This is a genomic window from Pseudomonas mucidolens (assembly GCF_900106045.1).
Lineage (GTDB): Bacteria > Pseudomonadota > Gammaproteobacteria > Pseudomonadales > Pseudomonadaceae > Aquipseudomonas > Aquipseudomonas mucidolens.
The window spans coordinates 4,205,631-4,219,518 of the sequence record NZ_LT629802.1; the positions used below are offsets into that span (position 1 = coordinate 4,205,631).

General features: G+C 58.7%; 11 protein-coding genes and 2 pseudogenes. 7 read left to right on the forward strand and 6 right to left on the reverse strand.

From position 1 onward, the window contains the following. Positions 1 to 604 precede the first annotated feature (604 nt). Both BLU75_RS19420 and aptA read right to left on the reverse strand, forming a co-directional pair. Positions 605 to 2,098, reverse strand: a pseudogene (locus BLU75_RS19420) (CoA-acylating methylmalonate-semialdehyde dehydrogenase). Between the two features lie 74 nt (positions 2,099 to 2,172). Beyond that, complete coding sequence (gene aptA, locus BLU75_RS19425) at positions 2,173 to 3,522, reverse strand: omega-aminotransferase AptA (RefSeq protein WP_084381740.1); 1,350 nt, start codon at positions 3,520 to 3,522, stop codon at positions 2,173 to 2,175. Positions 3,523 to 3,647: 125 nt separating this feature from the next. Here aptA and BLU75_RS19430 point away from each other — a divergent pair, with 125 nt between their 5' ends. From BLU75_RS19430 to BLU75_RS19440, 3 genes are all read left to right on the forward strand, one after another. Continuing rightward, a complete protein-coding gene (locus BLU75_RS19430; protein WP_084381741.1) occupies positions 3,648 to 4,568 on the forward strand; it encodes a LysR family transcriptional regulator in 921 nt (306 codons plus the stop codon). A gap of 332 nt (positions 4,569 to 4,900) precedes the next feature. After that, positions 4,901 to 5,560, forward strand: a complete 660-nt coding sequence (locus tag BLU75_RS19435; RefSeq protein WP_084381742.1) for a TetR/AcrR family transcriptional regulator — start codon at positions 4,901 to 4,903, stop codon at positions 5,558 to 5,560. A 12-nt stretch (positions 5,561 to 5,572) separates the two neighbouring features. After that, positions 5,573 to 6,154: an IMPACT family protein gene (locus tag BLU75_RS19440; protein ID WP_084381743.1), complete on the forward strand. Its 582-nt coding sequence runs from the start codon at positions 5,573 to 5,575 to the stop codon at positions 6,152 to 6,154. An 89-nt stretch (positions 6,155 to 6,243) separates the two neighbouring features. On the opposite strand, the gene BLU75_RS19445 is transcribed toward BLU75_RS19440, so the two are convergent. Continuing rightward, complete coding sequence (locus BLU75_RS19445) at positions 6,244 to 6,648, reverse strand: hypothetical protein (protein WP_084381744.1); 405 nt, start codon at positions 6,646 to 6,648, stop codon at positions 6,244 to 6,246. Positions 6,649 to 6,731: 83 nt separating this feature from the next. Between BLU75_RS19445 and BLU75_RS19450 the strand changes: the two genes are divergently transcribed. The 3 genes from BLU75_RS19450 to BLU75_RS19460 all read left to right on the forward strand — a co-directional run bounded on the left by BLU75_RS19450 (position 6,732) and on the right by BLU75_RS19460 (position 9,302). Then, on the forward strand, positions 6,732 to 7,082 hold the full coding sequence (locus tag BLU75_RS19450; protein ID WP_084381745.1) for a MerR family transcriptional regulator: 351 nt from the start codon (positions 6,732 to 6,734) through the stop codon (positions 7,080 to 7,082). 25 nt (positions 7,083 to 7,107) lie between these two features. After that, entirely contained in the window at positions 7,108 to 7,794 is a 687-nt protein-coding gene (locus BLU75_RS19455) for an SDR family oxidoreductase (RefSeq protein WP_084381746.1), read from the forward strand. A 152-nt stretch (positions 7,795 to 7,946) separates the two neighbouring features. After that, positions 7,947 to 9,302, forward strand: coding sequence for an 8-oxoguanine deaminase (locus BLU75_RS19460; protein WP_084381747.1), 1,356 nt, complete (start codon positions 7,947 to 7,949; stop codon positions 9,300 to 9,302). A gap of 2 nt (positions 9,303 to 9,304) precedes the next feature. Here BLU75_RS19460 and BLU75_RS19465 read toward each other — a convergent pair whose 3' ends face one another. Continuing rightward, complete coding sequence (locus tag BLU75_RS19465) at positions 9,305 to 10,393, reverse strand: calcium:cation antiporter (RefSeq protein ID WP_084381748.1); 1,089 nt, start codon at positions 10,391 to 10,393, stop codon at positions 9,305 to 9,307. A 194-nt stretch (positions 10,394 to 10,587) separates the two neighbouring features. On the opposite strand from BLU75_RS19465, the gene BLU75_RS19470 reads away from it, so the two are divergent. Next, on the forward strand, positions 10,588 to 11,541 hold the full coding sequence (locus BLU75_RS19470; protein ID WP_084381749.1) for an adenosine deaminase: 954 nt from the start codon (positions 10,588 to 10,590) through the stop codon (positions 11,539 to 11,541). A 76-nt stretch (positions 11,542 to 11,617) separates the two neighbouring features. Here the strand turns inward: BLU75_RS19470 and BLU75_RS19475 are convergent, their stop codons facing one another. Both BLU75_RS19475 and BLU75_RS19480 read right to left on the reverse strand, forming a co-directional pair. Then, positions 11,618 to 12,988: an MFS transporter gene (locus BLU75_RS19475; protein WP_084381750.1), complete on the reverse strand. Its 1,371-nt coding sequence runs from the start codon at positions 12,986 to 12,988 to the stop codon at positions 11,618 to 11,620. Positions 12,989 to 13,084: 96 nt separating this feature from the next. Next, a pseudogene (locus BLU75_RS19480) lies at positions 13,085 to 13,800 on the reverse strand (ArsR/SmtB family transcription factor). Between the last annotated feature and the right edge of the window lie 88 nt (positions 13,801 to 13,888).

Consider the following 13,888-nt stretch of genomic DNA (forward strand, 5'->3'; position numbering starts at 1 on the left):
AAACCCTAAACTTGGCTCAGCAATCGTTGGTTACATCTTTGATTTCTCGCGGAGTAACTTGTGATGCTGATAATCTTGTTGACTATCAGTCTGACTCCACAAGCACCCACACGAATTGCTTGATTCAGTTGTTAAAGAGCGGTTGGTTAAGATCTTTCGTCTCAACCGAGGCGCGCATTCTACAGCAGCCTCTGTTGCTGTCAAGCGGTTATTTTAAGAAGTTTTCAAAGTTTCCTCTGCAACTTCAACCACTTGCGCTTCCGATCTCTCGTTAGCGGGAGGCGAATTCTACAGCGTTACACGCTGCTGTCAACACCTCTTTTTTACCGCTTTCGACCGAGAAGATCGAACCGTTGATAGAGCCGTACAACCTTGCTCCAGCAACTTCTTCCAGGCTTCGATGATCTGAAGCAGGCCGCTGTCGAACTCTGCATAACTCTTTGTTTACCAAGGAGTTTTCCGTTTCGACTGCGCCGGAAGTGGGGCGAATTATAGACGTCCTGATTCTGCCGTCAACCTGTATTTTCACAAAATTGTCACAACAGTCAAAAAAGTCCCAAAAACGCAAAGGCCGGCCCAAAGGGGCCGGCCTTTTACCGTCTACTTACAAGCTGGGAAAGGCGAACTGCGACGCTTCATGACTGGCTCGTTGCGGCCAACGCTGGGTAATCGCCTTGCGACGGGTATAGAAACGCACCCCATCCGGCCCATAGGCGTGCAAATCACCAAACAGTGAACGCTTCCAGCCACCGAAGCTGTGATAGGCAACCGGCACCGGCAACGGCACGTTGACGCCGACCATGCCCACTTCAATTTCGTCACAGAACAGGCGCGCCGCTTCCCCGTCACGGGTAAAGATGCAGGTGCCATTGCCGTATTCGTGATCATTGATCAGTTGCATCGCGGCTTCCAGGCTGTTTACCCGCACCACGCACAGTACCGGTCCGAAGATCTCTTCTTTATAGATACGCATCTCGGGAGTCACACGATCAAACAGACTTCCCCCGAAGAAGAAGCCATCTTCATGGCCGTCGATGCTCAGACCGCGACCGTCAACCACCAGCTCGGCACCGGAGGAGACACCGTCTTCTATATAGCCACTGACCTTATCCCGAGCCTGACCTGTCACCAACGGCCCCATGTCCAGCCCGCAGGAAGTCCCCGCGCCGATCTTCAGGGCCTTGATCTGCGGCACCAACTTGGCAACCAGCGCGTCGGCAACCTGATCGCCAACACACACAGCCACGGAGATTGCCATGCAACGCTCGCCGCACGAACCATACGCCGCGCCCATCAGGGCACTGACCGCATTATCCAGGTCCGCGTCCGGCATCAGCACCGCATGGTTTTTCGCCCCGCCCAATGCCTGAACGCGCTTGCCGCGCTTGGTGGCTTCGGAATAGATGTACTCGGCAATCGGCGTCGAGCCGACAAAACTCAATGCCTTGACTTCCGGCGCCTCGATCAACGCGTCCACCGCGCCTTTGTCGCCATGCACCACGCTCAGTACGCCCTTAGGCAAACCGGCTTCCTGCAACAGCTGTGCGATCAGCAGTGTCGAACTCGGGTCGCGTTCCGATGGCTTGAGAATGAAACAGTTACCGCAGACGATCGCCAACGGATACATCCACAGTGGCACCATGGCCGGGAAGTTGAACGGCGTGATACCGGCCACCACGCCCAACGACTGGAAGTCCGACCAGGCATCAATATTCGGGCCGACGTTGCGACTGTATTCGCCTTTAAGAATTTCCGGCGCCGAGCACGCGTACTCAACGTTCTCGATCCCGCGCTTCAGCTCGCCGGCCGCGTCTTCCAGCGTCTTGCCGTGTTCTTCGCTGATCAATTGCGAGATACGCGCCTCGTTCTGCTCCAGCAACTGCTTGAAACGGAACATCACCTGGGCGCGCTTGGCCGGTGGTGTATTGCGCCACGCCGGGAACGCGGCCTTGGCCGAGTCGATTGCAGTCTAAATGGTTTCGCGGCTGGCCAGTGGCACCTGGTGAATCACTTTGCCGGTGGACGGGTTGAACACGTCGGCACTACGACCGCTGTCGGTCACCAATTCGCCGTTGATCAAATGCTGGATAAGGCTCATGCAGGGCTCCTGAAAAGTTGTCCACAGGCGCGACACTCGCCGCGCCTGATGTGTGTTCTATATAGAAGGAGAAATCAGTCGATCTTGTTCAGCACTTCACCGACCGCATCGAACAAGCGATCCAGATCCTGCGGCTTGCTGTTGAAGGTTGGGCCGAACTGCAAGGTGTCACCGCCGAAACGCACGTAGAACCCGGCTTTCCACAGCGCCATGCCGGCCTCGAATGGACGCACGATGGCATCACCGTCACGCGGGGCAATCTGGATCGCACCGGCCAGGCCATAGTTGCGGATGTCGATGATGTTCTTGCCGCCCTTCAAGCCGTGCAATGCGTTCTCGAAGTGCGGCGCGACTTCAGCCACGCTCTGCACCAGGTTTTCCTTCTGCAACAGATCCAATGCCGCCAGGCCAGCGGCGCACGCCACCGGGTGTGCCGAGTAGGTATAGCCGTGTGGGAATTCCACTGCGTACTCAGGCGTCGCCTGGTTCATGAAGGTCTGATAAATCTCGCTGCTGGCAATCACCGCACCCATCGGGATCGCACCGTTGGTGACTTGCTTGGCAATGCACATCAGGTCCGGCGTCACACCGAAGCTGTCAGCGCCAAACATCGAACCGGTACGCCCGAAACCGGTGATCACTTCGTCGAACACCAACAGAATATTGTGTTGATCACAAATCTCACGCAGACGCTTGAGGTAGCCCTGCGGCGGTACCAGTACGCCAGCAGAACCGGCCATAGGCTCGACAAACACCGCCGCAATGTTGGAAGCGTCATGCAGCTCAATCAGCTTGAGCAGTTCATCGGCCAAGGCGATCCCGCCCTGCTCCGGCATCCCCCGGGAGAATGCATTGCTCGCCAGCAAGGTGTGCGGCAGGTGATCGACATCCATCATTGCCTGACCAAACAGCTTGCGATTGCCGTTGACGCCGCCAAGACTCGTACCGGCGATATTCACCCCGTGGTAACCACGGGCGCGGCCAATCATCTTGGTCTTGGTCGCCTGGCCTTTCAGGCGCCAGTAGGCGCGCACCATCTTCACCGCGGTATCGGCGCACTCGGAACCGGAGTCAGTGAAAAACACATGATTAAGGTTGCCAGGCGTCAGGTCGGTGATTTTTTCGGCCAACTGGAACGACAGCGGATGACCGTATTGAAAGCCTGGTGAGTAATCCAGCGTACCGAGTTGCTTGGCCACCGCGTCCTGGATTTCCTTGCGTGTATGCCCGGCACCGCAGGTCCACAGGCCCGATAACGAGTCGTAGACCCGGCGCCCCTTGTCGTCGATCAACCAACTGCCTTCGGCCCCGACAATCAGACGCGGGTCGCGCTGGAAGTTGCGGTTAGCGGTGTAAGGCATCCAATGGGCGTCCAGCTTCAATTGGCTGGCCAGGGAGGACCGGGCGTTTTCGGGCATGTTCATCAGCAAAACCTCGCAAGGCAGAAGGCAGCGTCGGGATTGAAAAGCGTTCTTGCAGCTAAATTGCCATGGGGATAAAGTCTGTGAAATCCAACTCTTCTAACCTTCAGTCAGGGTTTCACTAAACTATGAGCAGCCGTCGCCCCGATCCCCTGGCCCAAGTCAGCGACTTCGATATTCGCTTGCTGCGTATCTTTCGCAGCGTGGTGGAGTGCGGCGGCTTCTCGGCGGCGGAAACGGTGCTGGGCATTGGTCGTTCGGCCATCAGCCAGCAGATGAGTGATCTCGAGCAACGCCTGGGCTTGCGTTTGTGCCAGCGCGGACGCGCGGGGTTTTCGCTGACCGAGGAAGGTCGTGAGGTCTACCAGTCAGTGCTGCAGTTATTAAGTGCGCTGGAAAGTTTCCGCACCGAGGTCAATGGCCTGCATCAACACCTGCGCGGGGAACTGATCATCGGCCTCACCGATAATCTGGTCACACTTCCTCACATGCGTATTACCCACGCCTTGGCACAACTGAAAGAACGTGGCCCCGACGTACAAATCCAGATTCGCATGATCGCCCCCAATGAGGTCGAGCAAGGCGTGCTCGACGGACGCCTGCACGTCGGCGTGGTGCCTCAGGCCAGCGCGTTGTCGGGTCTCGAATATCAACCGCTGTATAGCGAACGTTCACTGCTCTACTGCGCGGTCGGTCATCCACTGTTCTACGCCGATGACAAGCAACTGGATGACCAACGCATCAATCAACAGGACGCCATCGCGCCGACCTTTCGCTTGCCGGCCGAAATCCAGGCGCATTATCAAGCCCTCAATTGCACCGCCAGCGCATCCGACCGTGAAGGCATGGCATTCCTGATCCTGACGGGGCGCTATATCGGTTATCTGCCCGATCACTACGCCAGCCTGTGGGTGCAACAAGGCCGACTGCGAGCACTGAAACCTGCGGCGCGCTTTTATGATTTAAGCCTCGCTTCGGTCACGCGCAAAGGTCGTCGCCCTCATTTGGTGCTGGAAAGTTTTCTCGACAGCTTGGCCGCAACCCGCTGATAAGGGCCGTGCGCAAATTCAGCCACTGAATAGTTTTTCGCCAGCCCCGAGAATAATGACCCCTGCGGCCTGAGCCTCGGTTCTGCATAGGGCCTGACCGCGTACGGCCTTATTGGCCGTTGAGAGTCGCGGGTGCTTTTACCCAGATCCGCAGGCCCTCTGCTAGTGAGGCCGTGTTACCGTCCCGCGTTCTAGACAAACAGCGCCGCGGCGGTCCGGAACGCGAAACACTGAAACCGCTTTGAGGCTTTTATCGTATCGGGACTTGTCTGAGGCTTATGGGTGGGTTATCTGTGCATCAACCGCATTCATCGATCTGCACGGAAACCTCCATGAGCCTCGAAGTTCCTGCCCACAGTAACCACGCTGGAAAACCTGCAAGCCGCATTCGGCAAAAGAACGAACAAGCGATTATCCAGGCCGCCGAAGACGAGTTCGCCCGTCATGGTTACAAAGGCACCAGCATGAATACCATCGCAACAAGCGCCGGACTGCCGAAGGCCAACCTGCACTACTACTTCACCAACAAGTTGGGGCTCTATGTTGCAGTACTCAGCAATATCATCGAACTGTGGGACAGCGCCTTCAACACGCTGACCGCCGAGGATGATCCCGCCGAAGCGCTGACGCGCTACATCCGCGCCAAAATGGAGTTTTCCCGGCGTCAGCCACAAGCCTCGCGGATCTTCGCCATGGAGATCATCAGCGGCGGAGAATGCCTGACCGAGTATTTCAGCCAGGACTACCGCGCCTGGTTCAGCGGCCGCGCGGCCGTGTTCCAAGCCTGGATCGATGCGGGCAAAATGGACCCCGTCGACCCGGTCCACCTGATCTTCCTGCTCTGGGGCAGCACCCAGCATTACGCCGACTTCGCCACCCAGATCTGTCGCGTTACCGGTCGCACCAAGCTGACCAAACACGATATGGAAGACGCCGGCAACAACCTTATCCATATCATTCTCAAAGGCTGCGGCATCAAGCCCGCCCTCTAAACGAAGTCACTCATGCCTTTTACGCTTATCGGCCTTTGCGAGTTTCGCGAAGAAATTCGCAAAAGCCGCTTCATCACCCTCGCCGCCCCCATCGCCAGCCCTCAAGACGCCCAGGCGTTCATCGAGCAGCACAGCGACCTGAACGCCACGCACAATTGCTGGGCCTGGAAGCTGGGTGGGCAATACCGCAGTAATGATGACGGAGAACCCGGAGGCACCGCAGGGCGACCGATCCTGGCGGCCATCGAAGCCCAAGACTTCGACCAAGTCGTGGTGCTGGTGATCCGCTGGTACGGCGGCATTCAACTGGGCACCGGCGGCCTCGCCCGTGCCTACGGTGGTGGCGCGAATAAATGCCTGCAAAACGCCGAACGGATCGAGTTGATCAGTCGCGTGCCACTCACCTGCGCGTGCAGCTTCGCTGAACTGCCCTTGGTAAAACTGCGTGTCGCCGAACTGGACGGCCTGGTGGTAGAGGAAACCTTCACCGCCAACGGCGTGGACCTTCAACTCGCGCTGGGTGAAGCCCAGATCGACACATTGCAAACGCTACTGGCAGACCTGAGTCGCGGACGAATTCGCCTGCAACGCTGAAACTACCCACAGCGACTGTGCATCTGCCTGTGGATAACCTGAGCACACTTGCCTGTAACCTTTTTGTCACCAGGCGTTGAGGCTGCTGTTCATTTTTTATCCAATTGAACCGGCCAGAATTGCGCAATTGCCCAGAGCACCTCAAATACCAGAATCACCACCAGTATCGAAGATGCTCCATTTAACAATGCATAGAGCTGCCAGGTAGCAAACAATAGTCGGCCCACTGCGTCGTAGCGACCAAAAACCCGTTGCGGGTCACGGATCCGCAGCACCGCCCACACGCAGACAATCGACCCCAGCAGGTTAGCCATCAGCAGATGAATAGGCGCAAAAGGTGGCAGCGCCCCCGGCAAATTGAAAGTCTGGCTGACATTCGACAAAGCGCCGTGCAACAGTAAAAAACTCCATGGCGTGACAAACGCAGCGGTTACGATCAAGTCATACCAGCCACTGGCTCGCACCAGTTGGCGATAGTGTTCGGTAGTCCACATAACGGCAGGCTCCTTCGATTCAAGAAGCCAGCAAGGTAAAGCCTGGAGTATGCTCCAGGGTCAAGCCTTAGCGAGTTCACCCCATGCGCATCGGCGAATTGGCTCAAGCCAGTGGCGTCAGCCGCGATACCTTGCGTTTCTACGAGCAGCGCGGACTGATTGCCGCGCAACGCAGCGCCAACGGTTATCGCCACTACCCGGCAGATATGCTGCAACTGGTGCTGTACATCAAAACCGCGCAACGCCTAGGCTTCAGCCTCGGTGAAATCGGCAGCAGCGTCGCCGCTCTCTGGCATGCACCCGACCCTGACAGCGCAGTCACCCAGCTGTTGCAAGACAAGCTCATGCTGATCGACACCCGCATCCGCGAACTAGGCCACCTGCGCCTGGAGTTGCAGCAACGACTCGGACAACGTTGTCCACTGAACCCTTGAACCTGCACCACGAAGGAAGCTACTCATGTCTACGCCAAAAACCGCGCTGATCATCGGCGCCTCTCGAGGCCTGGGCCTTGGTCTGGTCGAACGTCTGCTGGCGGATGGCTGGCAGGTCACCGCCACAGTTCGTGATCCGCAAAAGGCCGATGCCTTGAAGGCCCTCGGTCCGGTAAACATCGAACAACTGGACATGGATGATCAGCAGGCCGTGATTGCCCTAAGCCAGCATCTGAAAGCCCAGACGTTCGACCTGCTGTTCGTCAACGCCGGCGTCAAGGGCCCGGAAAACCAGGCCCCGGGGCATGCAACCCTGGCCGAAGTGGGCCAACTGTTTTTCACCAACGCGGTGGCGCCGATCAACCTGGCACAGCGCTTTGTCCCGCAGATTCGCAAAGACAGCGGCGTGCTGGCGTTCATGAGTTCAGTGCTGGGCAGCGTGACCATGCCCGATGCACCGGAGCTTGCGCTGTACAAAGCCAGTAAGGCTGCGCTCAACTCCATGACCAACACCCTTGTCACCCAATTGGGCGAGCAGAAGCTAACGGTATTGTCGCTGCATCCGGGCTGGGTCAAGACCGATATGGGCGGCGAAGGCGCCGACCTGGATGTGCAGACCAGCGTGCGCGGTTTGATTGCCCAAGTGAACGCCTACGCTGGCAAAGGCGGTCATCACTTTGTGAATTACAAGGGCGAGACTATTCCCTGGTAAGCGTCCTACGGATCTATCACCGATTGCCGGTGATAGACCCAGCTTTGGACTACACGTAAACTGCGCTCTCGCCCTCCCCGGCGACCCTGGATCAGCAGACAGGGCAACACTGAGCTGGCAAACCTGAACCCATCATTCAGAGGAGCCGGCCAATGCCTGCGACCCGTATCTGGTTAAAAAACCCTCTCGCGATTTTCACCGCCAATGCCCTCGATGCCCGAGGCGGCCTGGTGCTGCAAAACGGTGTGATCGTCGAAGTCCTCGCCCTCGGGCAACAACCGGCCACCGCCTGTGGACAGGTCTTCGATGCCCGCGAGCATGTCGTCCTTCCCGGACTGATCAACACTCACCACCACTTCTACCAAACCCTGACCCGCGCCTGGGCGCCGGTGGTCAACCAGCCCTTATTCCCGTGGTTGAAAACCTTGTATCCGGTCTGGGCGCGGCTGACACCCGAGAAGCTCGCGCTCGCCAGCAAGGTTGCGTTGGCCGAGTTGCTGCTCTCGGGTTGCACCACCGCGGCGGACCATCATTACCTGTTTCCCGATGGCCTGGAAAACGCCATCGATGTACAAGTCGAAAGTGTCCGTGAACTGGGCATGCGCGCCATGCTGACCCGTGGTTCCATGAGCCTGGGTGAAGCTGACGGCGGACTTCCGCCGCAACAGACGGTGCAGCAGGGCGAAGTCATCCTCGAAGACAGCCAGCGCCTGATCGCCCGGTATCACGAGCGTGGCGATGGCGCGCGCATCCAGATTGCCCTGGCGCCGTGCTCACCGTTTTCGGTGACGCCGCAAATCATGACCGCCAGCGCCGAGCTGGCCAACAGCCTCGATGTACGCCTGCACACGCACCTGGCGGAAACCCTCGACGAAGAAGACTTCTGCCTGCAACGCTTTGGCTTGCGCACTGTCGACTATCTGGACAGCGTCGGCTGGCTCGGTCCTCGCACCTGGCTGGCCCACGGCATCCACTTCAACCCTGAAGAAATTGCCCGCCTGGGCGCGGCCGGTACCGGCATCTGCCATTGCCCGAGCTCCAACATGCGCCTGGCCTCAGGCATTTGTCCGACCCTGGACCTGATCGCCGCCGGCGCCCCCATCGGATTAGGGGTGGACGGCTCCGCATCCAACGATGCCTCCAACATGATCCTCGAAGCCCGCCAGGCCTTGTACATCCAGCGCCTGCGTTACGGCGCCGAGAAAATCACCCCTGAAGGGGTGCTCGGCTGGGCCACCCAAGGCTCGGCAAAATTGCTCGGACGCAGCGACATCGGCGAGTTGGCAGTGGGCAAACAGGCCGACCTGGCCCTGTTCAAGCTCGATGAGCTGCGCTTCTCCGGCAGCCACGATCCACTGTCGGCCCTGCTGCTGTGCGGCGCCGACCGGGCCGATCGCGTGATGGTCGGCGGTCAATGGCGAGTGATCGACGGGCAGGTCGAAGGCCTGGACCTTCAAGGCCTGATTGCCGATCACAGCCAGGCGGCGCGGGAGTTGATCGCAGGCTAAGGCTACAACCCCAGCAGCGACAACATGATAAAGGTCGCAAACAGCACAAAATGGGTCATCCCTTCGATGGCGTTGGTTTCGCCATCGTTGAGGTTGATCGCGCAGACAATCAGCGTGATAAACACCATCACCGTTTGCACCGGGGTCATTGCCATCTGAAACGGCTGGCCGGTGTACAGCGCCATCGCTTCCATCACCGGCACGGTCAGGATTACCGTCGATAGCGATGCACCCAGGGCGATATTGACCACCGACTGCATGCGGTTGGCCAAGGCTGCGCGCAATGCGGTCAAGATCTCCGGTGCCGCGGAAATGGCTGCCACCAGGATTGCCGTAATCACGGGAGGTGCGCCCGTGCCTTCAAGGCCAAGATCCAGGGTCTTGGACATCACCTCGGCCAATGCGCCAATCACCACCACGCCGAATACCAGCGTCGCGATGGAGAACGTCAGGTTGACGGGCGAAGCTTCTCCCGGCGGTAACTGCTTGCGACGTTTTTCCGGATAACTGTAACTGAAGAAGTAACTGTGAGGCCCGACCTGCATACGCAGGAACAAGGTGTACAACACCACCATCGCACCGATGGTGAAGGCCGAGTAGATTTTCCAGTCGGCCTCGGGGATAAATTCCGGCACCACCATCGACACGCCCATGGCCGTGAGAATCATCACGCTGTAGGTTCGCGCCGAATCATCGTTATAGGACTGTTCGCCGTGCTTGATGCCCCCCATCAGCGCGGCCAGGCCAAGGATTCCGTTAATGTCCAACATCACGGCCGAATAGATGGTGTCACGGACCAAGGTGGGAGACGCCTCGTTACTCATCATGATGGCTAGGATCACCACTTCCACCAGCACGGCCGCGAGGGTCAGGATCATGGTGCCGTAGGGATCGCCGACTTTTTCTGCCAACACCTCCGCATGATGGGCTACCCGCATCGAAGCCATGACGATAAAGCCGATCAGCACCATGCCACCGAATAGCGCGATCATCTGTCCGCTGTGCAGCAACTGGTGTTCCAGCACATAGGCCGCGATGGCCGCAATCAGCGCCAGCAGCATGAATTTTTCTTGCTTGAGGGATGTGAGCATTACAGGCCTTTTCGAGCAGCGAATCAGTCGTCGATGGGGTACAGACTGCACCACGTCGCTAACGTTTCGTTACACCTTAGTTCAATCGATGATTACTGCAGGCATGAAGAATGCTTACCGCTCGGTCAGGTTTTGCCGATTATTTTGGCCTTGGCCTGTAGAATGCCGCCATTGCACCTGATGAGAATTTGAACATGTACGATTGGCTCAACGCCCTGCCAAAAGCTGAACTGCACTTGCACCTCGAGGGTTCCCTGGAACCGGAGCTGCTGTTCGCCCTGGCCGAACGCAACAAGATCGCGCTGCCGTGGAACGACGTCGAAACCCTGCGCAAGGCCTATGCCTTCAACAATCTGCAGGAGTTTCTTGACCTCTACTACAAAGGCGCCGATGTGTTGCGCACCTCCCAGGATTTCTACGACCTGACCTGGGCGTACCTGCTGCGCTGCAAGGCGCAGAACGTGATCCACACCGAGCCTTTCTTCGACCCGCAAACCCACACCGACCGGGGTATTCCCTTCGAAGTCGTGCTCAACGGTATCGCGGCGGCACTCAAGGATGGCGAGCAACAACTGGGCATCAGCAGCGGCCTGATCCTCAGTTTCCTGCGCCACTTGAGCGAAGAAGAAGCCGAGAAAACCCTCGACCAGGCGCTGCCGTTCCGCGACGCGTTTGTTGCCGTGGGCCTGGACAGTTCGGAGATGGGTCACCCACCCAGCAAGTTTCAGCGTGTGTTCGACCGCGCCCGCGGCGAAGGCTTCCTAACCGTGGCTCACGCCGGCGAAGAAGGTCCACCGGAATACATCTGGGAAGCCATCGACCTGCTGAAGATCCAGCGGATCGACCATGGCGTGCGCGCTATCGAAGACGAACGCTTGATGCAGCGGATCATCGACGAGCAGATCCCGTTGACCGTCTGCCCGTTGTCCAACACCAAGCTTTGTGTGTTCGATGACATGTCCCAGCACAATATCCTCGACATGCTTGAGCGTGGGGTGAAGGTCACGGTGAACTCGGATGATCCGGCGTACTTCGGCGGTTATGTCACCGAGAACTTCCATGCGCTGTACACCTCACTGGGCATGACCCAGGATCAGGCCCAGCGCCTGGCGCAAAACAGTTTGGATGCGCGACTGGTCAAGCCATAATCGACGACCACTGACGTAAACACGCCAACGTGGGAACCGGGAATGCCCGGCTCCCACGGGTGTTCAGCATCGCCCTTCAGACCTCGCTCAACTCCTCCAGCGTCTTGCCCTTCGTCTCCATTCCGAACACCCAGACCACCCCCGCCGCCACCGCAAAACACAGCGCGCCCAAGGCAAACACCCCGCCCTGCCCGGTAATCGGAAACAGCAGCCCCGTGACCAACGGCCCGAGCAACGAGCCTACGCGGCCCACCGCCGAAGCAAAGCCTGAACCGGTAGCCCGCGCCGACGTCGGATACAGCTCCGGGGTATAGGTGTAAAGCACCGCCCACATGCCAAACAGAAAGAACTGCATCAGTAAGCCCGTACCGATCAGCAGGCCGACGTTGCCACCAAAAACCGCGCTCTGCCCATACAGAAACGCCATCACCCCGCCGCCGAGCAAGGTCACGATGCACACCGGCTTGCGCCCCCAGCGCTCCACCAGCCAGGCCGCCATCAGGAAGCCGGGAATCCCGCCCAGGGAAATGATCACGGTGTAGTACACCGACTGGGTCACGGCGAAACCCGATTGCTGCAACAAAGCACTCAGCCACGACGTGAGCCCGTAAAAACCGAGCAAGGCAAAGAACCACACACTCCAGATCATCATCGTGCGCTGGCGGTACTGCGTTGACCACAATTGCCGGAACGCCGAGAAAAAAGTCCCCGGCACGATATCCACCCGCGGTAAACGCACCGGTGGCGGCAAGGGAACGTTCCCTAACGCGTTCTGCACCCGTTGCTCGATGCCCTGCAGCACCTTGTCCGCCGCTTGCGCATGTCCGGCCTGCTCCAACCAACGCGGCGATTCGGGAATAAAGAAACGAATCGCCAGGACAAACACCGCCGGCACCGCCAGCACCAGGAAAATGTCGCGCCAGCCAATCACCGGTAGCAGGAAATAGGACAACACCCCCGCCGCGACAAACCCGAGCGGCCAAAAGCCGTCCATCAAGGCGATGTAGCGCCCACGGCGCTTGGCCGGTATCAGCTCCGAAAGCATCGACTGGGCAATCGGGAACTCCATGCCCATGCCAATCCCCAACAGGATGCGAAACAGCGTCAGCATCTCCACGGTCTGTGCCGTGGAACACAAGTAACTGGCGAGTCCCCACAACACGATGCTCCATTGGAACACCGGTTTGCGTCCGAACCGGTCAGCCAACATCCCCGATAACGATGCGCCCACCACCATGCCGAAAAAACTCGAACTGGCCAATAAGCCGGCCTGCGCCGTGCTTAAACCAAACTCGGCTTTGATCGATCCCAGCAGGAACGTCATCATCGCCAAGTCCATGGAGTCGAAAAAAAACGCCAGGGCAATGATGATGAAAATAAGTCGGTGGTAACCACTGATGGGTAACCGTTCCAGCCGTTCTGCCGCGCTATAGCCTTGCATGCCCATGCCCTGCCCCTCGTGTGGAAAATCCCCTGAGCGAGTGTGCGGCATCGTCCGGCGGGGTATTCGCTGGATGCGACCTGATTAAAACCCTGAACGACGCTAGCTGGCGTAGGCCTCCGGCGACAGCGCCAACCTGGCTATTTCCACTCGCCCTGTCTCGGTGATCTGGAGCGCTCTGGATTCATTGATGACCTGCAACCAGCCCGACTGCATGAACAATTGCAGCAGCCCCGCGCCCAATGCCCCCCCAGATGAGGCTGCTGCTCGCTCCAGTCAAAGCAATCGCAGGTGATGGACGTTTTGCAGTACTGAGCCAGCGCCTGGGTAAAAATGCCATGACTCGCCAGATTGCGTGCGCCCAAGGACGTGACATTGATCCGTTGCTCATGGCAATCGATCCATCTGGCCAGGCGCATCCGTTGATAAAGCGCGACTGCCAGTTCGCCAGCCAAATGGCCGTGACATAGCCGGGCCTGGCGCATTGACGCGGGGGCAGCCAAGGCCTCCACCGGCAGGGACGGCGCACTGCGCGCGGCGCTGGCGGCGGTGGTGCTGGCAAGGGCCTCGACCGCAGCGCTCACATCGGGTGCGGCCACACGAAATAAGCGTTTACGCCCACGGACTTCCACCCGCAGCAATCCGCCGGTCGCCAAGCGGGCCAAGTGGGCATTGGCCGAAGACGGCGATAAGCCAGCCAACGTGGCCAGCTCTTCGGCAGGCCTGGCTGAACCGTCCATTAATGGCCACATCATCGCGATGCGCTTGGGGTCAGCCAGCAGTGTGGCAATCTGGCTGATGCAAGGTGCCTGTTCCATTATTCACTCCCTGTTGAATCATTCGTCTGCTGCTCGTCGCTCGAAAGTATAGGTGCGCAAACTCCGTTTTCCCTGACGTCCCACAGCC